20 protein-coding genes are annotated in these 20,103 nt (G+C 71.5%); 10 read left to right on the top strand and 10 right to left on the bottom strand.

All coding sequences use genetic code 11. The features are described from left to right. Positions 1-61: 61 nt before the first annotated feature. Both ABZ478_RS15070 and ABZ478_RS15065 read right to left on the bottom strand, forming a co-directional pair. Positions 62-643 carry a Clp protease N-terminal domain-containing protein gene (locus ABZ478_RS15070; protein WP_359549074.1) on the bottom strand — a complete coding sequence of 194 codons (582 nt, stop codon included), beginning with the start codon at positions 641-643 and terminating at the stop codon, positions 62-64. 173 nt (positions 644-816) lie between these two features. Further along, positions 817-1,452, bottom strand: a complete 636-nt coding sequence (locus ABZ478_RS15065) for a PadR family transcriptional regulator (RefSeq protein ID WP_359549071.1) — start codon at positions 1,450-1,452, stop codon at positions 817-819. Between the two features lie 220 nt (positions 1,453-1,672). Here ABZ478_RS15065 and ABZ478_RS15060 point away from each other — a divergent pair, with 220 nt between their 5' ends. Beyond that, a complete protein-coding gene (locus tag ABZ478_RS15060) occupies positions 1,673-2,485 on the top strand; it encodes a PhzF family phenazine biosynthesis protein (protein WP_359549068.1) in 813 nt (270 codons plus the stop codon). A gap of 21 nt (positions 2,486-2,506) precedes the next feature. On the opposite strand, the gene ABZ478_RS15055 is transcribed toward ABZ478_RS15060, so the two are convergent. Continuing rightward, on the bottom strand, positions 2,507-3,301 hold the full coding sequence (locus ABZ478_RS15055) for a type II CAAX endopeptidase family protein (RefSeq protein WP_359549066.1): 795 nt from the start codon (positions 3,299-3,301) through the stop codon (positions 2,507-2,509). Between the two features lie 111 nt (positions 3,302-3,412). After that, the gene (locus ABZ478_RS15050) at positions 3,413-4,930 is read right to left on the bottom strand and encodes a glutamate--cysteine ligase (RefSeq protein ID WP_359549063.1); all 1,518 of its coding nucleotides are present in this window, start codon (positions 4,928-4,930) and stop codon (positions 3,413-3,415) included. Positions 4,931-5,490: 560 nt separating this feature from the next. Between ABZ478_RS15050 and ABZ478_RS15045 the strand changes: the two genes are divergently transcribed. Both ABZ478_RS15045 and ABZ478_RS15040 read left to right on the top strand, forming a co-directional pair. Continuing rightward, entirely contained in the window at positions 5,491-6,078 is a 588-nt protein-coding gene (locus ABZ478_RS15045; protein ID WP_359549060.1) for a hypothetical protein, read from the top strand. A 327-nt stretch (positions 6,079-6,405) separates the two neighbouring features. Next, positions 6,406-6,612 carry a DUF5999 family protein gene (locus tag ABZ478_RS15040; protein WP_094214367.1) on the top strand — a complete coding sequence of 69 codons (207 nt, stop codon included), beginning with the start codon at positions 6,406-6,408 and terminating at the stop codon, positions 6,610-6,612. 103 nt (positions 6,613-6,715) lie between these two features. Here the strand turns inward: ABZ478_RS15040 and ABZ478_RS15035 are convergent, their stop codons facing one another. The 5 genes from ABZ478_RS15035 to ABZ478_RS15015 form a co-directional block, all read right to left on the bottom strand. Next, on the bottom strand, positions 6,716-7,774 hold the full coding sequence (locus tag ABZ478_RS15035; protein WP_359549057.1) for an endo-1,4-beta-xylanase: 1,059 nt from the start codon (positions 7,772-7,774) through the stop codon (positions 6,716-6,718). A gap of 32 nt (positions 7,775-7,806) precedes the next feature. Beyond that, positions 7,807-8,574, bottom strand: a complete 768-nt coding sequence (locus ABZ478_RS15030) for a carbohydrate ABC transporter permease (protein WP_359549566.1) — start codon at positions 8,572-8,574, stop codon at positions 7,807-7,809. Positions 8,575-8,630: 56 nt separating this feature from the next. Beyond that, positions 8,631-9,629, bottom strand: a complete 999-nt coding sequence (locus tag ABZ478_RS15025; protein WP_359549055.1) for a sugar ABC transporter permease — start codon at positions 9,627-9,629, stop codon at positions 8,631-8,633. Positions 9,630-9,635: 6 nt separating this feature from the next. Beyond that, the gene (locus ABZ478_RS15020; protein ID WP_359549053.1) at positions 9,636-10,931 is read right to left on the bottom strand and encodes an extracellular solute-binding protein; all 1,296 of its coding nucleotides are present in this window, start codon (positions 10,929-10,931) and stop codon (positions 9,636-9,638) included. A 183-nt stretch (positions 10,932-11,114) separates the two neighbouring features. Next, entirely contained in the window at positions 11,115-12,590 is a 1,476-nt protein-coding gene (locus ABZ478_RS15015; protein WP_359549051.1) for a glycoside hydrolase family 43 protein, read from the bottom strand. Between the two features lie 195 nt (positions 12,591-12,785). On the opposite strand from ABZ478_RS15015, the gene ABZ478_RS15010 reads away from it, so the two are divergent. The 3 genes from ABZ478_RS15010 (at position 12,786) to ABZ478_RS15000 (ending at position 16,064) form a co-directional block, all read left to right on the top strand. Next, complete coding sequence (locus ABZ478_RS15010; RefSeq protein WP_359549048.1) at positions 12,786-13,316, top strand: universal stress protein; 531 nt, start codon at positions 12,786-12,788, stop codon at positions 13,314-13,316. Between the two features lie 313 nt (positions 13,317-13,629). Continuing rightward, positions 13,630-15,585, top strand: a complete 1,956-nt coding sequence (locus ABZ478_RS15005; RefSeq protein ID WP_359549046.1) for an amino acid transporter — start codon at positions 13,630-13,632, stop codon at positions 15,583-15,585. An 83-nt stretch (positions 15,586-15,668) separates the two neighbouring features. Beyond that, positions 15,669-16,064 (top strand): helix-turn-helix transcriptional regulator, encoded by a 396-nt coding sequence (locus ABZ478_RS15000; protein WP_359549044.1) that lies wholly within the window; start codon positions 15,669-15,671, stop codon positions 16,062-16,064. Between the two features lie 35 nt (positions 16,065-16,099). Here the strand turns inward: ABZ478_RS15000 and ABZ478_RS14995 are convergent, their stop codons facing one another. Beyond that, positions 16,100-16,582 (bottom strand): molybdopterin-dependent oxidoreductase, encoded by a 483-nt coding sequence (locus ABZ478_RS14995; protein ID WP_359549041.1) that lies wholly within the window; start codon positions 16,580-16,582, stop codon positions 16,100-16,102. 202 nt (positions 16,583-16,784) lie between these two features. Between ABZ478_RS14995 and modA the strand changes: the two genes are divergently transcribed. The 4 genes from modA (at position 16,785) to ABZ478_RS14975 (ending at position 20,100) form a co-directional block, all read left to right on the top strand. Next, a complete protein-coding gene (modA, locus tag ABZ478_RS14990) occupies positions 16,785-17,609 on the top strand; it encodes a molybdate ABC transporter substrate-binding protein (protein ID WP_359549038.1) in 825 nt (274 codons plus the stop codon). Beyond that, positions 17,606-18,451 (top strand): ABC transporter permease, encoded by an 846-nt coding sequence (locus ABZ478_RS14985; RefSeq protein WP_359549036.1) that lies wholly within the window; start codon positions 17,606-17,608, stop codon positions 18,449-18,451. Before modA ends, ABZ478_RS14985 begins: the two co-directional genes overlap by 4 nt. A 112-nt stretch (positions 18,452-18,563) precedes the next feature. Further along, positions 18,564-19,652: an ABC transporter ATP-binding protein gene (locus tag ABZ478_RS14980; protein ID WP_359549564.1), complete on the top strand. Its 1,089-nt coding sequence runs from the start codon at positions 18,564-18,566 to the stop codon at positions 19,650-19,652. 28 nt (positions 19,653-19,680) lie between these two features. Next, the gene (locus ABZ478_RS14975) at positions 19,681-20,100 is read left to right on the top strand and encodes a TOBE domain-containing protein (protein WP_359549035.1); all 420 of its coding nucleotides are present in this window, start codon (positions 19,681-19,683) and stop codon (positions 20,098-20,100) included. Positions 20,101-20,103 lie beyond the last annotated feature (3 nt).

Here is a 20,103-nt window from a genome sequence, read left to right as displayed (position 1 = left end):
GATGACAGGCGTTGACATGAGCGTCACCCCCGTTGACACCTGTCTCAGCGAGTGGACGGTGTCACGGCCCGACGTCCGCCGCCCGGCCGTCGAGCCGGGCGCTCAGTTCGCGGGTCCGGACGCCGGCGCGCTCGAGGACCTCGACCGCCCGGGACCGCGGGTCCACGACGAGCCCGGCGAGCAGGTCGGTGCCGCCGGTCCGGGCCGCCCCGCGCCGCCGTGCGCGCCGCCGGGCCTCCTCGACGGCGACGGCCGCGACGGGCGACCAGTGACCGGTGTCGCGGTGCGCGCCGCCGCCCGCCCGCTCGCCGCCCCGCGCGGCGGGACCGGGTACGACGGCGAGCGCGCCGGAGCCCTCCACGGCGTTCTGCCAGCGCAGCCCGTAGCCGATGCTGCGCTGCACGAGGTAGCCGAACAGCCGGGCGAGCCGCGGGGCCCCTCCGACGGCGGCCCGCACCTCGGGGTCGTGCTCCAGGAGCGAGTGCAGCAGGTGGGCGGTGTCGATCTGGCGGTCCCCGTCTCGCACCGCGCGGCGGCGGGCACCGGCGACCACCGCCGCCAGCTCGGCACCGAGCCCGGCATCGTCGTCCGTGTGCGGGACTCCCTGCTCGGGGATGCTCCAGCGGGCTGTACGGGGATGCACACCGCCACCTCATCAGTCCCGGGCGGCCCGGTCATCCGCGAGGGGAACCATCTTCGCGTCCCGCACGGAGTGGACATCCCCCGCCGGGATCTCATCCTCAGGGAGGAGATCAAGCCGTCGACACCGGGGCGCCCCGCGGAGGTTCCGCGGGGCGCCCCGGTGCCGTACCTGGCTCAGTCCTCGTCGGCGAGGATGAGGTAGAGCTTCTTCCGGGCGTCGGTGACGACGGCCAGCGCCTTCTCGCGCTGCTCCTTGGTCCCGGTGTTCCACACCTGCCCGAAGGCCTGCATCAGCCCCATGCCGGCCTGCCTGATCTCACCGAGGGCCTCCCAGTCGACCCCGCGCGAGGCCTCTTCCCAGGGAGCCTCCGGGCCGTCCTCGGCGGCCGTGCGGCCGCTGTCGGTCAGGGCGAACAGCTTCTTGCCGCCCTCGCTCTCACTGACGATCAGACCCTCGTCCTCCAGCAGCTGGAGGGTGGGGTAGACCGAGCCGGGACTGGGCTTCCAGGCGCCGCCGCTGCGCTCGGCGATCTCCTGGATCATCTCGTAGCCGTGCATGGGCCGCTCCTTGAGCAGGGCCAGGATCGAGGCGCGCACATCACCGCGCCGCGCCCGCCCCCTCGGTCCGCCGCGCCCTCGCGGCCCCCACTGTCCCGGTCCGAAGCCGGGCCCGCCGGGTCCCCAGCCGGGGCCACCCGGGCCGAAGGGCCCGAAGGCGGCCCGCCGCCCCTCGAAGCCGCCGAACCCGCCCCGGCCGTGCCGGCCCGGGCCGTCCTGACGATGTCCACGCTCAAATCCGTGGCCGCGCATCGTGATCACTCCATTCCATCGCTGATCTGTCACGTTCGCATCGCGTTCTTACGCGATGCCTCAACGATATATCGGAACCGATCGGACGACAAGGCCCTCCCGCACCCGTCCGAAAAGTGGCGTCCCACGGGTCCGCCGCCCGCGCCCCCCGGCCGAAATCGGTCCAGGACTCGCGGATTGGCCTTGGTGACCCGCCTGCCACGGCCCTAGCGTCTGCGCCATGCGCATCCGAATCGTCGACGCCTTCACCGACCGCCCCTTCGCCGGCAACCCGGCCGGCGTCCTGCTCCTGGACGACGTCTTCCCGGACGACGACCGGCTCCAGAACGTCGCCATGGAGGTGAACCACGCCGAGACGGCGTTCGCGCACCGGCTGCCCGCGGGCGGCGAGGCGGACTGGGCGCTGCGCTGGTTCACGCCCGTCGCCGAGGTCGCGATGTGCGGACACGCCACGCTCGCCACCGCGCACGTCCTGCACACCACCGGTGCTCACGAGGGGCCGGTCCGGTTCGCCACCCGCAGCGGTGTCCTCGTCGCCACGCCGGGCCCGGACGGCTGGATCACCATGGACTTCCCGACCGCCCCGCTCACCGCGGTGGAGATCCCGGACGGCGTCGGCAAGGCGCTGGGCGCCGACCCGCTCGCCGCCTACGACACCGGGCCCCACGTCGGCGACCTGCTGGTGGAGCTGGCCGACGAGCGGACGGTGCTCGGCCTCGCCCCCGACCACAAGGCCCTGATGGCGCACTCCACGCGGGGCATCATCGCCACCGCCCGCGCCGACGACCCGTCCCTCGGACACGACTTCGTCTCGCGCTGCTTCTTCCCGAACGTCGGCATCGACGAGGACCCGGTCACCGGCAGCGCCCACACCGCGCTGGCCCCGCACTGGTCCGCCCGCCTCGGCCGGGACGATCTCACGGGGCTGCAGGCCTCCCGTCGCTCCGGCCTGGTCCGCACCGGTCTGCGGGGCGACCGCACCCTGCTGACCGGCCGCGCGGTCACCGTCATCGAGGGTGAACTGCTCGCCTGACCGGCCCGGGCCGGCCCGCCCTCAGGCCGTCGGCAGCCAGTCCACCTTGCCTGCGAGCAGGGCGTATCCGACGAACGCGCCGATGTCGAGCAGGGAGTGGGCGACCACCAGCGGCCCGACCCGGCCCCAGCGGCGGTAGAGCCAGACGAAGACCACACCCATCACCATGTTGCCGATGAAGCCGCCGATGCCCTGGTAGAGGTGATACGAGCCGCGCAGGATCGCGCTGGCCACCAGCGCGGTCCCCGCCGTCCAGCCGAGCTGCCCCAGCCTGCGCAGCAGATAGCCGACGACGATGACCTCCTCGAGGATCGCGTTCTGCACCGCGGACAGAATGAGCACGGGGTACTTCCACCACACCTCGGGCAGAGCCTCGGGCACCACGGTGAGGTTGAAGCCGAGGCCGCGGGCGGCCAGGTAGAAGGCGATCCCGGTGCTGCCGATCACCGCGGCGACGCCCGCGCCCCGGCCGAGGTCGGGCCAGGGGCGGCTGCGGTCGAAGCCCAGCGTGCGCAGGCTCTCGCCCTCGCGCATCAGCAGGTGGGCGACCAGGGCCACGGGCACCAGCGCGGAGGCGATGCCGAAGAGCTGCCAGGCCAGGTCGAGCCAGGGACGCCCCGGCGCGGCCGACGCGTTGAGGGTGGCCGCCTGGTCCTTGAGCCCGCCCGGTTTCGTGACCGACCCGACGAAGCTGATCAGCGCGGAGACCCCGCTCGCGCCGAGCGAGAGCGCCAGCACGAGCAGTGTCTCGTCCCGGAAGATCCGCCGCGGGAACCGCCCCCGCGAAGGGCCGTAGGCCGCCGGGTCCGCCTCCACGTGCACTCCTGTCGTCGCTCCGGCCGTGCGAGCTCACAGCATGCCGGATCGCCTCGTGGAGCGCTTGGCCGGGCCCGGCTCGACGCGGGAGCGGACGGCCGTGCCCTCTCCTCAGCCCAGCGGCACCGGCTCCGGAAGCCCCACCGGCCAGGTGTGCACCGGCTCGCCCACGTGCATCAGCTCGGCGTAGCGGCGTGTCGTCGCGGCCAGCGCGGCCCCGCGGCCGAGGCCCTGCTCCAGGGCCCGGTGGAAGGTGGCCGACTGCCAGGCCGCCCCGTTCACCCGGCGCCGGCAGCGCTCCTCGATGACGCCCAGGTAGAGGTCGCGGTCGGCGGCCTCCACACCCCACGCGTCGAGCCCGGCGGAGGCGAGCGGCAGCAGTTCGTCCCGGACCAGGGTGACGGCGTCGACCTCGCCCGTACCGCCGTAGCGGCCCCGGCGCGGCCAGACGAAGCGGGCGTCGATGCCGTCCCGGCAGGCCGCGTCGAAGTTGGCCTCGGCCGCCTCGAACGGCAGCCGGGTCCATACCGGGCGCGACTCCTCGGCGAGGGCGCGCACCAGGCCGTAGTAGAAGGCAGCGTTGGCGATCACGTCGGTGATGGTCGGCCCGGCCGGCAGCACCCGGTTCTCCACCCGCAGGTGCGGCACGCCGTCCGCGATGTCGTAGACGGGCCGGTTCCAGCGGTACACCGTGCCGTTGTGCAGCACCAGTTCCGCGAGCTTCGGTATGCCCCCGGCGTCGAGGACCTCCAGCGGGTCCTCGTCGTCGCAGATCGGCAGCAGCGCCGGGAAGTAGCGCAGGTTCTCCTCGAACAGGTCGTGGGCGGAGGAGATCCACCGCTCGCCGAACCAGGTGCGCGGCCGTACGCCCTGCGCCTGGAGTTCCGGCGGGCGGGTGTCGGTGGCCTGCAGGAACAGCGGCGGCCTGGACTCGCGCCACAGCTCGCGCCCGAACAGGAACGGTGAGTTGGCACCGACCGCGATCTGTGCCGCGGACGCCACCTGGGCGGCGTTCCACACATCGGCGAAGCGGGCCGGGGTGACCTGGAGGTGGAGCTGCACGGAGGTGCAGGCCGCCTCGGGGGCGATGGACTTCGAGGTGCAACTCAGGCGCTCCACGCCATCGATGTCGAGCCGGAAGTCCTCACCGCGCGCCGCCACGATCTGGTCGTTGAGCAGCGTGTAGCGGTCCACCTCGGAGAGGTTCGAGGAGACGAGGTCGTCGCGGTCGAGCGTGGGCAGAATGCCGATCATCACAATGCCGGCGTCCACCTCGCCGGCCTTTCGGTCGGCGTACGCCAGCGACGTCCGCAGTTCCTCGGCGAGCCGGTCGAAAACCCGGCCGCCCAGCCGGTGCGGGGCGATGTTCACCTCGAGGTTGAACATCGCGAGTTCCGTTTGGAAATCGCGGCTCGCGATGCGCTCCAGTACCTGCCCGTTCAACATTTTCGGCATGCCGTCACGGCCGGCGAGATTCAATTCGATCTCGACGCCCATGAGGTTCTTGGCGCGGTCGAACCGCTTCTCGTCCAGCAGCCGCTCGAGTCCTGTCAGGCACTTCTGGAGCTTTTCGCGGTAGCGCTGGCGATCGGACAGGTCGAACTGCCCTGCCACGACCTTCTCCCCCATCTGGGTTTCCCTCCTCGGATGGGCGGGCCGCAGACCGGCCGCCGGGGTCCCGGGTCTGGATGATGCCCAGCGGAAGCGATCGATAACGTCCCGCGCGGGACCGGCGCCCGCTACTCTGTCGGAATGTTCCCGGCGGCACATTCACGGGGCATGCCGCATCACGCACGTTCGTGTGCCCCGATCGCCTCGTGAAAAACGCCGACGACAATCGGCCGACCGCGATGACGGCGTACAGCGAGGTCAGCGAGGCCTCCTGGGAGCGAAAAGCGGGATGTATGCATGCGAATCAGCGGCTGAATGACGCCTTGCCGGGTCGGCCGGAATGCGGTAGACGAAACATCGTCTGAACACGCGTCGTATAAACTTCGCGAACAAGGCCTAAGGTTGGTGCCCGCGGTCCAGGTTTCTGTCGTGTTCCTGCCGTAGATTCAGCGGCAGACCACAGCCGCACCCTCGTTCATCGAACCGGGCCCCACCTCTCAGGCCACCCGTGAGCTGACAGCGCCGTCCGCCCCACCCTCCTCGCGCCGCCGCGCCTGTCGAACGAGAGGCGACCCACCATGCCCCTGCACGCGCCCGCCGCACCCGCGCCCGCACTCCGTTCCGTCCTCACGGCCCTCGGTTCCCCCACCGCGGTCCGCGAGGCCCGAACTCCTTCCCTGCGCGCCGCTCAGGGACCCACGACGCCCGAACTCCCACTCCCGGTACATGTGTTGGACCGGATCACCGCCCAGGGCATGTCCGCGACGAGGCCGGCCGGCTGGCGCTTCGTGATCCGCGCGGGCGATCGCGCGGTGGCCGCCGCCGACACCAAGCTGACCCCGGACGGATGGGCCTTCTCGCACTTCTTCGAGGGCCCCTGGATCGCCTCCACCGAGCGCGCCCTGCAGCAGGCCGAGGCGTTGACGCAGCCGTACCAGCCGCGTCTGCTGTCCGTGCCCGGCCTGTACATGCTCACCCTGTGGCTGCACGGCGACGTCACCGCCGACGCCGCCGAGGGGCATCCGGCCGCCACCGACCTGCTCGTACCACTGGCCCCGGCGCCACCCGGTATCCCGGCCCACCGGCCGCACCGCGTCGCCGAGTTGCTTCCGGTGCTGACCCATCGGGCGACTCCCGTACCGCTGCTCGGTTCCATCCCTGTCTGAACGACGCGCGCGTACCCCGTTCCCCGGAAGGGAAGCGGGGTACGACTGTTTTTCCGGAAGCCGCTCGCTCGTACGAGCAATAAACCGCTCCTACGAGCCGGAAAAGGATCTCTGCCGTCCGGACTAGCCCTATCCGGCCCCCCAGAACCACCCGAACTGACAGTGCAGTTGGAATGAACCGTCCGCACGGGTGACGCGTCATGAACCTGTGAGAAGCGGTGCCGCGAAATCCCTGCGGATTGACGCCCGGAGGGCAACACTGGGTTCCGACCGACCTATTCACCACGGGGGACGGACATGACCACGACAGAGCGAGAGATCCCATCCATGTGCCAGCACCAGCCACCGTGTCCGCAAGCCGAGTCCGCCGACCGGGAGTCCGCCCGCCTCGTGGCGCACCACCCGGAGCAGGGTTGGAGTCTGCTGTGCAACGGCGTCCTGCTCTTCGAGGACACCGGTGAGCTTCTGCCCGACGGCCGCGTCATCGCCCCGCACCGCCCGCTCGGCGCGGACCAGGTGATGACCGCCGCCTAGGCGAGCGTTCCGGGCGGTTCCGCCGCACCGCCCGGTGACCTGAGGGGCCGGCCGCACACATACGGTGCGCACCGGCCCCGACCCGTGTCCGGGGCCGGCTACGTCAGGTGACCGCCCGTTGCCGCAGCGCTTCCAGCAGCGCGGAGTAGGCGGGCTTGGGGTTCAGCTCCTCGTCCCAGGGCAGGGCCGCACCCTCACCGGGGAAGAAGGCCGGGATCCAGGAGTACTTGTCGGTGTAGTCCCAGATCGTCACGCCCACACAGCGGCGGACGGCCAGGCACGCCTCGGTCAGGTCCCGGTACCAGGCGGCCTGCTCGGCCAGTTTCCCGTCGGTCGCGGGCAGTTGCATACGTACGTCGACCTCGGTGAGGGCGGTGTCGAGGCCGAGGCGCGAGAAACGGCGGAGGTTCTCCTCCAGGGTGGCGGGATAGCCGTACTGCAGGGCCAGATGGGCCTGCAGGCCGACGCCGTCGAGTGGGACGCCCTCCGCCTTCAGCTCCGCGGCCAGCCGGTGGTAGGCGTCGCTCTTCGGGCCGACGGCCTCGATGTTGTAGTCGTTGAGGTAGAGCCTGGCGTGCGGATCGGCCTGGTGGGCCCAGCGCAGCGCGTCGGCGATGTAGCCGGGGCCGAGGGTCTTGTACCAGATGGTCTCGCGGTAGCTGCCGTCCTCGTTGAACGCCTCATTGACGACGTCCCAGGAGTAGACCTTGCCCCGGTAGTGCCGCACCTCCGTGGTGATGTGCTTCTTGAGTACGGCGCGCAGCTCGCCGGCCGTCCACTCCTTCGAGGTCAGCCAGTCGGGAAGCTGGCTGTGCCAGACGAGGGTGTGGGCGCGGACCCGCTGGTGGTGCCGGCGCGCCAGGCTCACGATCCGGTCGCCGTCGGTCCAGTCGAAGACACCCTGCTCCGGCTCCGTGGCGTACCACTTCATCCCGTTGCCCGGGGTGATCATGTCGAACTCACTGCCGAGGATCCTCGTGTAGGCGCTGTCGGCGAGTTCGGGGTTGTCGGTGGCACTGCCGAAATAGCGGCCGTGCCGCTCGGCGAGACCGGCGAGGGTGGGCTGCCGCTCGTGGGCCTCGGCGGCGGGCCCGGTGGCGAGACCGGCGGCCACGAGGACGGCGGCGAGGGCGCCGACGAGTCCGAGGCGCGTCCTGGGCATGGTGCGACTCCTGTCTGTCGAGGGGATGCGGCTCAGCCCTTGGTGGCGCCCGCGGTCAGACCGCCGACGAGCTGGCGTTCGGCGACCGAGTAGAAGGCGAGGGCGGGGACCATGGCGAGCACGAGGTACGCGAAGACACGGGCGTACTCCGCCGAGTACTGGCCCTGGAACTGCTGGACGCCGACGGGCAGCGTCCACCAGGTGCTGTCGGTGAACACGAGCAGTGGCAGGAGGAAGTTGTTCCAGCTCGTGACCACGGCGAGGACCGAGACGGTGCCGAGCGCGGGCCGGGCCATGGGCAGCAGCACCCGCCAGAGGAACCCGAAGGCGCTGCAGCCGTCCAACGTGGCCGCCTCCTCCAGCTCGCCGGGTATCTGCCGGAAGAAGCCGCGCAGGATGATGATCGTCATCGGCAGCCCGAAGGCGGCCTGCGGGAGGATCACGCCGAGCGGGTTGTCCAGCAGGCCGAGGGAGCGCAGCAGCAGGAACAGCGGCAGGGCGGCGACCGCGAAGGGGAACATCAGCCCCAGCGTGAAGAGGGTGAACAGCAACTCCCGTCCCCGGAAGGCGAACCGGGCGAAGGAGAAGGCCGCGAGCGCGGACACCGCGACCACCAGCGCGGCCGTCGCCACTGCGATCAGGGTGCTGTTGCCGAGGAGCCGCCAGAAGTCGCCGGAGCGCAGGATGCCGGTGTAGTTGCCGGTCAGCCACCGGTCGGGCAGACCGAACGGGTTGCGGGACAGCTCGTCGGTGGACTTGAAGCCCGAGAGGATCGCGTACAGCAGGGGCACGACCATCATCGCGCCGACCGCGACGAGGATCACGTGCAGCGGAAGCGTGCGTACGGTCCGGTGTCTCACGTGCCGGCTCCCCTCATCGTCGTGGTGGCCCCCTGCAGGTCGCGGCGGAGCACGAACCGCTGGTAGGCGAGGGCGAAGACGAGGCAGATGCCGAACATGACCACGCTGATCGCGCTGGCGTAGCCGACCTGGTAGCGCTTGAAGCCGTACTGGAACATCGTCACGGCCATCGTCTCGGAGTGGTGGTCGGGCCCGCCCTGGGTGACCACCCAGACCAGGTCGAAGAGCTGGATCGACCCGATGACGGACAGGAAGACGCTGATGCGCAGGGTGGGCGCGAGCAGCGGCAGGGTGACATTGCGGAAGCGCTGCCAGGGCCCGGCGCCGTCGATCAGCGCCGCCTCGTTCAACTCGGCCGGGACCGACTGGAGTCCGGCCAGGTACAGCATCATGTGGAAGCCGAAGTACTTCCAGGTCATGACGAGGAAGAGTGTGGCCATGACGTAGGAGGGATCGGCGAACCACTCGCCGCCCAGCGCGCCGAGGCCGACGGCGCCGAGGACATGGTCGGCGAGCCCGTCGTCGGGGGCGAAGATCATGCTGAACAGCACGCCGGTGATGGCCTCGGACAGGACGTACGGCGCGAAGAACAGCATCCGGTACACCGCCCGGCCACGCAGCCGCTGGTTGAGCAGCACCGCCATGGCGAGGGCGAACGGCAGTTGCAGGGCGAGCGAGAGCACGACCAGGACCAGGCAGCGCCACAGGTCGCCCAGGAAGACCGGGTCCTGGAAGAGGCGGCTGAAGTTGCCCGCGCCCGTGTAGTCGGAGGGCATGCCGAATCCGCCCCAGCGGAAGAAGGCGGCGTACAGCGCGAACAGCATCGGCAGCAGCACCAGTCCGGTGAACAGCACCAGTGCGGGGAGCTGGAAGCCGACCGCGGTGAGCCAGTTCAGCGTGCGCCGTCGCGCCCGCCCGCGGACCGCGCTCGCGGCCGGGGGCGGGCGGTCGGCGGCCGGGCCGCTGCGCCGGTCGGGGAGGTAGGTGGAGGTCATCGGCGGCTACTGCTCTTCCTTGGCCGTCTTGGTGATGGACTGGGCGACCTGCTCGGGCGACTTGGACCCGGCGATGAGCGCGGCGACGCTGTCGTTGACCTCCTGCCCGACGGCGGGCGCGTAGGCCTGGTCGAGGTAGAGCTGGAAGCCGGTGGCGGCCTTCAGCTGGGTCTGCACGGCCTTGAGGTTGGCGTCGGTGAGCACGCTCTCGGCGGCCGGGACGACCGGCAGCACCCCGGTCTTCTTGACCAGTTCGCGGTCGGTGGTCTCGCTCGCGAAGAACTTCAGGAAGTCCACGGCGGCCTGCGGGGCGCCCTTGCGCAGCGCGTGCCCACCGCCGCCGCCGAACACCTCGGTGATCTTCCCCTTGCCTCCCTCGACCTCGGGGAACGGGAAGAATCCGAGATCCGCGCCGAGTCCCTTGCCCGCGTCCGCCTCCACGACCGGGGCCCACTGGCCCATGAGCTCCATCGCGGCCTTGCCGTTGCCGACGGTGGCCGCCTGGCCGGTCGGGGTGGAGTAGGCGGCTCCGAGGAAGCCCTTCTGGAACGGCTGGAGAGCCACCAGTTCCTTCAGGTGCCGCCCCGCGTCGACGAAGTCGGCACCGGTGAAGTCCTTGCTGTCACCGGCCTTCCGCAGTGCCCCGGCGCCGGCGGTCCGCATCGAGAGGTACGCCCAGTAGTACATCCCGGGCCACCTCTCCTTGCCCGCGAGGGCGATCGGGGTGACGCCGGCGGACTTCAGCTTCCGTACGGCGTCGAGGAAGCCGTTCCAGGTGGTGGGGGGTGTGCTGATACCGGCCTTCTTGAAGAGCGCCTTGTTGTACCAGAACCCGATCATGCCGATGTCGAACGGGATGCCGTACGCCTTGTCGTCCAGCAGGTACGGCTGCCTGGCCACCGGCAGCAGTCCGTCGGCCCAGGCCTTGGTGGTGTCGGTGAGGTCCTCGACCAGACCGGCGTCGACCTGCTGCCGGAGCACGCCGCCGCCCCAGGTGTGGAAGATGTCCGGCAGCTTCCCCGAGGCGGTCAGCGCGGTCATCTTCGACTTGTAGGCGTCGTTCTCGAGCTGGACGATCTTCACCTTCACCTTGGGGTTCTGGGCCTCGAACTTCTTGGCGAGGCCGGCCCAGACGGTCTTGGTCGGCTCGGTGGTCGAGATGTTCCACCACTCGATCGTGGTCGTCCCCGAGGACGACCCTCCGTCCGAGTCGCCGCCGCAGCCGCTGAGTGCGGTCACCCCGAGGCCGGCGGCGACCGAGGCCGCCAGGAAGCCGCGGCGGGACAGTGCGGGGTCGCCCATCATGCGCTCCTTCGAAACTTTCGGAAGTGCTTCGGAGAGGTTCCAGACGCGAAAAAGCAGGGACCACCACAGGCGCTCACCTCGTTCGGCACACTCCGGTGGACCGAAACATTCGGTCCAATTCCCGAACGTTCCGATCCGCGACTCTAGAAAGGCACGTGAAGAGCGTCAAGGTGTTGCGCACTAGCTGACGGGCTCGTAGGAGAACCAGTCGAAGGCCGCCCGCCCCTCGGTGACGTACATGCCGAGGACACGGCCGGTGAACCCGCCGGCCACCTCGGTGGACAGGTAGCGGCCGTCGAGTCCGGCCGGCCGGACGAGCCCTTCGGAAGTTTCGATGGAGAAGGCGATGGTGTCGGGGCCGCTCAGGGGCCGGGCGTTCCGGGTCGCCCGGATGTCGACGGCCAGGATGACCGGGCCCGCCGGCACCGGGTGCTCGGCGACGCGCTGCCGCACCGGGCCGATTCGCACGATCACGGACGCCACTCCCCCGGCCACCTCCAGGTCGTAGTGATGGGCCTCGTCCAGGCGGACGGACAGCCCGGCCCGCGCCGACGGCCCGGCGTCCAGCAGGACCGCGGCCCGGCAGTCGTGGTGCTGCTGACGGCGGCCGACGAAGGTGCGCCCGGGCAGATCGGCGCTGTCTCCGGTGGCCGCGAGCGTCAGCCAGCCCGGTCGCTCGGTCAGCGACCAGCAGCCGTCCGGCCGGCGGCGCGGTGAGATCCAGTGCGGCGCCAGCGCCGTGCCGGTGAAGTCGTCCCGTGCCGGGAGCTGTCGGACGGGCGCCCGGGCGGCCGGCGCCGGATGCCGCTCCCGCACCGGTCCGAGCCGGGGCCAGCCGTCCACCCACTCCACGGGCACGAGGAAGGTCTCGCGGCCGAGTACGTGGAACTCCGGGAAGTGGCCACGCGGCCGGGTTCCCAGCAGCACCATCCACCAACTGCCGTCGGCGGCCCGGACCAGGTCGCCGTGACCGGTGCACTGGACCGGCAGCCCGGTGCCGCGATGGGACAGCAACGGGTTGCCGGGCGCCGGTTCCCAGGGGCCGCGCGGCGAGCGGGCGCGGGCGGCAGAGACACCGTGGCCGAGCGCGGTGCCGCCCTCGGAGATCAGCAGGTACCACCAGTCGCCGACCCGGTACAGGTGCGGTGCCTCGGGGTCCCTGAGGCCGGTGCCGGACCACATCGGCAGCGGTCCCTCCAGCACTTCGCCGGTGCGGGGGTCGATCCGCGCGACCGTCACGCCGGCCATGGCGCACCAGCACCGGCCGTCCTCGTCCCAGGCCAGGTCGGGGTCGATGCCGGGCAGGTCGATCCACACCGGGTCCGACCAGGGTCCCTCGGGGCGTTCGGCGGTGACGAGGAAGGTGCCCCCGGCGCCGACGGCGGTCGTGATGACGTGGAAGAGCCCGTCGTGGTGCCGGACGGTCGGCGCGTGGACACCGCCGGAGGCGGGCACGTCGTCGGGCAGCGCCAACTGCCCCGGCCGGTCCAGGACGTTGCCGACCTGACGCCAGTGGACCAGGTCCCGGCTGTGGAACAGCGGTATGCCGGGGAAGTACTCGAAGCTCGAGCACACCAGGTAGAAGTCGTCACCCACCCGGCAGACGCTGGGGTCCGGGTGGAAACCGGGGACGACCGGGTTGTCGTACGTCCGCATGCACGCCTCACAGGGTCACGGGAGTTCGGTGTCGAAAGTTTCGAACCTGGCGGCGAATTTTACTGAGACGGCGCCGCCCGGAGGGTCCGTACGGCTGGTCTCGTCACGCACCAGGGAGTGGGATGGAAGGGAGGCCCTGCACGCGGCCCCGGCCGGCGCCGGAGCCCGCGGCTATCCGTGAGGAACGGTGGAGTCATGTCCGGTTACGACACCTCGGCGGCGGCCCGTGTGGTGGTCGGCGTGAGCGGCTCCCTGGGCAGCGTCACGGCCCTGCGCCGGGCGACAGCGCTGGCCCGGAGGCTGGGAGCCGAACTATGGCCGGTGCTCGCCTGGGAGCCGCCCGGGGGCGACGCCACCGCGCGCCGCTCCCCCGCCGCCGCCCTGCTGGTCGAGGAGTGGCAGCGGCTGGCCAAGCAGCGGCTGGCCTCGGTGCTCGGCGAGGTCTTCGGCGAGGAGGGGCCGGGGGTGCCGATGCGCGCGGTCATCGTGCGCGGCACCCCCGGCAGGGCGCTGGTGGCGACCGCCGACCGCGAGAGCGACCTGCTGGTCGTGGGCGCCGGCAGGCGGGGCCTGCAGCGGGCCTTCTCGGGCCACGTCTGCCGGCACTGCCTCACCCACGCCTGCTGCCCGGTGCTGGCGGTGCCCCCGTCGCCGCTCGAGTCGGACCTGGTGGCCGTCCACCGGCGCAACGCGTGGCACAGGCGCATGGACACCAGAGACTTGTGAGGCCGGGTGACACCTCACTGCGGCTGCGAATCTTGTTGCGCGGGAGCAGCATGGAGGGGTCGTACGAGATGACGCTCGGTGGCCGCCACCCACTGGCCTGCGGCCATCCCTCCCCCTACCTTCCCATGCCCCTCCATCGGCCTCCGGCCTCCGCTTCTTGACGCTTCGCCCGCTCCCGCCGGGCCAGTCTTAACGCAAGATTGACGCCTCCCGACCCTCGATCCAGAGGCCACGACGTCACTCTCTGCTTACGCTGGTGCCGCCGTCCGCGTGATGGCCGGAAACCACTGAGCCACACACCTGGAGCACGCCGATGGCCACGACCGAGCACCCGCCTCCCAGTCGCCTGCGCGCCTGGATGCTGGAGGGGCTGTCCGACATGGGCAAGCACGGCGGCCATACCGGGCCCCATGCCGTGCCGGAGGCTCCGCACCGGGGCCAGCGCTGGTGGCGGGTGATGTGCCTGACCGGTGTCGACTACTTCTCCACCCTCGGCTACCAGCCCGGCATCGCCGCTCTCGCGGCCGGCCTGCTGTCACCGATCGCGACGATCGTCCTGGTGATCGTGACCCTGGCCGGTGCCCTGCCGGTCTACCGCCGGGTGGCCGAGGAGAGCCCGCACGGCGAGGGTTCCATCGCCATGCTGGAACGGCTCCTGACGTTCTGGAAGGGCAAGCTGTTCGTGCTGACCCTGCTGGGCTTCGCGGCCACCGACTTCCTGATCACCATCACCCTGTCGGCCGCCGACGCCTCCACCCACCTGGTCGAGAATCCGCACCTGAACAGCGCGCTGCAAGGCCACCAGATGGTGATCACGCTGTTCCTGGTCGCCCTGCTCGGCGCCGTGTTCCTCAAGGGCTTCCTCGAGGCCATCGGCGTCGCCGTCGCCCTGGTCGGCATCTACCTCGGGCTCAACCTGGTCGTCGTGGCCGACGGCCTCTGGCACGTGCTCACCGCCGAGCACGTGGTGGCCGACTGGAGCAGTGCCCTGACCGCGGAGCACGGCAACGTGTTCGTGATGATCGGTGTCGCCCTGATCGTCTTCCCCAAGCTCGCGCTCGGCCTGTCCGGCTTCGAGACCGGTGTGGCCGTCATGCCGCACGTGCAGGGCGAGCAGGGAGACACCGAGGAGCGGCCGGCCGGCCGGATCCGGGACACCAAGAAGCTGCTGACCACCGCGGCCCTGATCATGAGCTGCTTCCTGATCGCCACCAGCTTCATCACCACGCTGCTGATCCCGGAGAACGAGTTCAAGCCCGGCGGGCAGGCAAACGGCCGCGCCCTCGCCTACCTCGCGCACCAGTACCTGGGCGGAGCCTTCGGCACCGTCTACGACATCTCGACGATCGCGATCCTGTGGTTCGCGGGCGCGTCGGCGATGGCCGGACTGCTCAATCTGATGCCGCGCTATCTCCCCCGGTACGGCATGGCCCCGCACTGGGCCCGGGCGGTGCGCCCGATGGTCATCGTCTTCACCCTGGTCGCCTTCCTGGTCACCTGGCTCTTCGACGCGAACGTGGACAAGCAGGGCGGCGCCTACGCCACCGGCGTGCTGGTGCTGATCAGCTCCGCGGCGATCGCGGTGACCATCGCCGCGCGCCGGGCCGGGCAGCATCGCTGGAGCATCGCCTTCGCGGTCATCTCGGTGGTGTTCCTCTACACGACCGTCGTGAACGTCATCGAACGCCCGGACGGTGTGAAGATCGGCGCCTGCTTCATCGCCGGCATCATCCTCGTCTCCTTCCTGTCCCGGCTGGCCCGCGCCTTCGAGCTGCGCGTGACCAGCGTGGTCATGGACCCGATGGCGGAGCGCTTCGTCAGGGACATGGCCAGCCGCAAGATGCGGTTCATCGCGAACCAGCCCGACGGACGGGACAAGGCCGAGTACCGCGACAAGGTCGAGCAGATCCGGGCCGACAACGACATGCCGGAACAGGAGGACTTCGTCTTCGTCGAGGTGACCGTCACCGACCCCTCCGAGTTCGAGGCGGGCCTGACGGTACGCGGCGAGGTCCTGCACAACCGCTACCGCGTGCTGACCGTGGAGTCCTCCTCCATCCCCAACGCCCTCGCCGCGCTCCTCCTGCACATACGCGACGTGACCGGCTGCACCCCGCACATCTACTTCGAGTGGACCGAGGGCAACCCGTTCGCGAACTTCCTGCGGTTCTTCCTCTTCGGCCAGGGCGAGGTCGCCCCGGTCACCCGTGAGGTCCTGCGCGAGGCGGAACCGGACCGCGCCCGCCGCCCGCGCGTGCACACGGGCTGAGGACCGGCCCGCCGGCGGTACGGCAGGCAGGGCGGGTGACCCGATGTCCGCGGCTCCCGCGTGATGGCCCTATCGTGACCGGCATGCAGTCCTACACGATCGGCCAGGCCGCGCGGCTGCTCGGCGTGAGCCCGGACACCGCCCGCCGCTGGGCGGACGCCGGCCGGGTGGCGACCCACCGCGACGAGGCCGGGCGGCGGCTCATCGACGGCAAGGACCTCGCCGCGTTCTCGGTCGAACTCGCCGGGACGGGCGGCGGCGAGGACGACGCGCCCTACACCTCCGTCCGCAACGCCTTCCCCGGCATCGTCACCGCCATCAAGCTCGGCGACGTCGCCGCCCAGGTGGAGATCCAGGCGGGCCCGCACCGGCTGGTGTCGCTGCTGACCCGTGAGGCCGTGGAGGAACTGGGCCTGGAGGTCGGCGTGGAGGCCACCGCGCGCGTGAAGTCCACCAACGTGCACATCGACCGGGTCTGACCGGATCCCACCGCGCGCGTCCGGCCCCCTCGCCTTCACCCGGTGCGCGTGCGACCGGCCGGGACCGGTCCCGGCGCGCCGAAGCCGTACCCCCCGTCGACCCGGATCGCCGTGATGCCGCTGACGTGCCGGGCCCCGCACCGGTCCTGCGGCAGCACCAGCTGAGGGCCGGCCGCGTCCAGCGGGGTGTCGTCGATCGTGACGGCGAGCAGTACGGCGGCCCCGGCGAAGTCGGGGTCGATCTCCGCCCAGGACAGTACGGCGTGGTGGCCGTCCTTGCCGGTGACGGCGATCAGGAAGCGCAGCCGGTCCTTGCGCCGGGCCGGGTCGAACGACGGACCGGCGTCGGCCAGGACGTCGTGGAGGCGCGGGCCGCTGAACCGGTGACGCTGGACGCCACTGGTGGCGCACTCGAAACCGACCGCCACCCGGTGCTGCGGCCGGCCGAGCAGATCCGGCACGGTCAGCCTGGTGGGGCGCGACAGATCACCGGTCAGGGCGAGTTCCGCGAGCGTCACCTGCGACCACCTCCCGGATGACCGTACCCAGCCGTCCCCTCCGTACAAACGCACATGCCAGCTCATCGGCGAAACTCTCTTGCTCATGCGAAGAGACAGCAGACTTACGCCTTGCAGATGCGGCAGTATCATCGACGCATGGCCGGCAGCGGCCGTGGCAGGGTGCGACAGCTCGTCCGAGGACTCGAGGAGTAGATCCGTGATGACCCGTTCCGTGCGCCGGACCCGGCGGACGCTGCAGCTGGCCGGTGCGGGAGCCGCCGCCCTGATATCGCTCAGCGCCTGCTCCTCTTCCTCCGACGACTCGCCGGCCGGCGGTTCGGACACCTCGGGCTCCGCGTCCCCGAAGCTGTCCGGCTCGGTCACCGTGTTCGCAGCCGCCTCCCTCAAGGAGAGCTTCACGACCCTCGGCAAGGAGTTCGAGAAGCAGCACCCCGGCACCAAGGTCAGCTTCAACTTCGGCGGCAGCGACACGCTCGCCGCGAGCATCACCAGCGGCGCGCCGGCCGACGTGTTCGCCGCCGCCAGCCCGAAGACCATGGCGATCGTCACGGACAAGAAGGACGCGGTGGGCACCCCCGCCACCTTCGTCCGCAACCAGCTCGAGATCGCCACGCTGCCGGGCAACCCCGGCAAGGTGTCCTCCCTGAAGGACCTCACCAGGTCCGGCCTCAAGGTCGTGCTGTGCGACAGGACGGTGCCGTGCGGCGCGGCCGCCCAGAAGGCCCTCGACGCGAGCAAGCTCAAGCTGACGCCGGTCTCCTACGAGCAGGACGTCAAGAGCGCACTGACCAAGGTGGAGCTGAAGGAGGCCGACGCCGCCGTGGTCTACAAGACCGATGTGAAGTCGGCGGGTGACAAGGTCGAGGGCGTGGAGTTCCCCGAGTCGGCCGAGGCCGTCAACGACTACCCGATCGCCCTGCTCAAGAACGCGGGCAACGCCGCGGCGGCCAAGGCGTTCATCGCGCTGGTGCGGTCCGCCGAGGGCCGCCGGGTCCTGGGCGGGGCCGGGTTCCTCCAGCCGTGACCCCGCCCGCCGAGCCCGGCACCGCGGCCGGCCCCCGCACGGGCGGGCCGCGGCGCCGACGCGCGCGCGGGGTGCCGCTGCCTCTGCTGGTGCCCGGTGTCGTGGCCCTGGCGTTCCTGCTGCTGCCCCTTCTCGCACTGCTCGTCCGCGCCCCCTGGGGCAGCCTGCCCGATCAGCTGACCAGCGCCGAGGTGTGGCAGGCCCTCCAGCTGTCCCTGGTCACCGCCACGGCGGCGACCGGGGTCAGTCTGGTGCTGGGCGTGCCGCTGGCCTGGCTGCTCGCCCGCACCGACTTCCCCGGCCGCCGTCTCGTACGGGCCCTGGTCACCCTGCCGCTGGTCCTGCCCCCGGTGGTGGGCGGCGTGGCCCTGCTGCTCGCCCTCGGCCGCAACGGGGTGGTCGGCAAGTGGCTGGACGCGTGGTTCGGGATCACCCTGCCCTTCACCACCGCCGGTGTGGTGATCGCGGAGGCCTTCGTCGCGATGCCGTTCCTGGTGATCAGTGTCGAGGGCACCCTGCGTGCCGCCGACCCGCGTTACGAGGAGGCGGCGGCCACGCTCGGCGCCTCGCGGTTCACCGCGTTCCGCCGGGTCACCCTGCCGCTGATCGCCCCCGGTGTCGCCGCCGGCGCGGTGCTGGCGTGGGCCCGCGCGCTCGGCGAGTTCGGCGCGACGATAACCTTCGCGGGCAACTTCCCCGGCCGTACCCAGACCATGCCGCTGGCCGTCTACCTCGCCCTGCAGAACGACCCGGAGGCGGCCATCTCCCTGAGCCTGGTCCTGCTGGCCGTGTCGATCGCGGTGCTGGCGGGACTGCGCGACCGGTGGATGACGGGGGCATGAGGGCACGATGGGGACGGAGGACCAGGTGAGGAGGCCGGGCGAGGTGGGCATGGAGGGCGAGGTGAGGACCGAAGCCGACCCCACGCGGGTTCCGGCGGCAAAGCCGGCCGCCATGGCCGGAACCGGCGCCCCCGCCGGAACCGGCCCGAGGACCGGTGGCGAACAGGGGCTCGACGCCCGGCTCGTGGTCGACCGGGCGGACTTCCGGCTCGACGTGGCGCTGACCGCCGCCCCCGGCGACGTCATCGCGCTTCTGGGCCCGAACGGCGCCGGCAAGACCACCGCACTGCGTGCCCTCGCCGGGCTGCTCCCGCTCACCGGCGGCCACCTGCGACTGGACGGCACCTCGCTAAAGCGCACCCCGCCGGAGTCCCGGCCGGTCGGCGTCGTCTTCCAGGACTATCTGCTCTTCCCGCACCTGTCCGCCCTGGACAACGTGGCGTTCGGGCCGCGCTGTCACGGCGCGGGCAAGGCCGAGGCGCGCGCGCAGGCGGCCGCCTGGCTGGACCGCATGGGCCTCGCCGGGCACGCCGGGGCCAAGCCCCGCCGTCTGTCCGGCGGCCAGGCCCAGCGCGTCGCGCTCGCCCGCGCCCTGGCCACCCGGCCCAGGCTGCTGCTCCTGGACGAACCGCTCGCCGCGCTGGACGCCCGCACCCGCCTGGAGGTCCGGGCCCAGCTCCGCCGCCACCTCGCCGAGTTCGAGGCCGTCGCCGTGCTGGTCACACACGACCCGCTGGACGCCATGGTGCTCGCGGACCGGCTGGTGGTCGTCGAGCACGGCCACGTCGTCCAGCAGGGCACCCCCGCGGAGATCGCCCGCCGGCCGCGCACCGACTACATCGCCCGGCTCGTCGGCCTCAACCTCTACCGCGGACAGGCCGCAGGGCACACCGTACGGCTGGACGCGGGCCCCTCGGTGACGACGACGGAGGACCTGTCCGGCCCCGTCTTCGTGGCCTTCCCGCCGACCGCCGTCGCCCTCTTCCGGGACCGGCCCACCGGCGCCAGCGCCCGCAACCTGTGGGCGTGCGAGGTCGCGGGCCTGGAGTCCCACGGCGACCAGATCCGCGCCGACCTCACCGGCGAACTTCCCCTGGTCGCCGACCTCACCACAGTGGCCGCCGCCGAGCTGGACCTGCATCCGGGTGCGTCGGTCTGGGCGACAGTGAAGGCGGCGCAGACCCACGCATACCCAGCCTGACCGGGCGGCAGCTCTACGGTGGGTCATCATGACACTGAGCATCCGCAACCAGCTCCCCGGCGACGTGACCGAGGTCCACCCCGGCGAGGTCATGGCGATCGTCAAGGTGCGCCTGGACGGCGGCCAGGAGCTGACGGCCGCCGTCACCCGGGAGGCCGCCGAGCAACTCGCCCTCGCCCCCGGCACCGCCGTCCGTGCCCTGGTGAAGTCGACCGAGGTCTCCCTCTCGACGAGCAGGATCGAGGGCCTGTCGATCCGCAACCAGCTTCCCGGCGCGATCACCCGTCTCACCCGGGGCGAGGTCATGGCCTCTGTGAAGGTGGCCGTGACCGGCGGCGAGCTGACCGCCGCGATCACCAGGGACGCGGCCGAGGACCTCGGCCTCTTCGTGGGGTCCGACGTGGTCGCCCTGATCAAGGCGACCGAGGTGTCGCTGGACACGGTCTGAGAG

The sequence above is a fragment of the Streptomyces sp. NPDC005706 genome (assembly GCF_040631045.1).
Lineage (GTDB): Bacteria > Actinomycetota > Actinomycetes > Streptomycetales > Streptomycetaceae > Streptomyces.
This window is presented reverse-complemented; position numbering and strand designations above follow the sequence as displayed.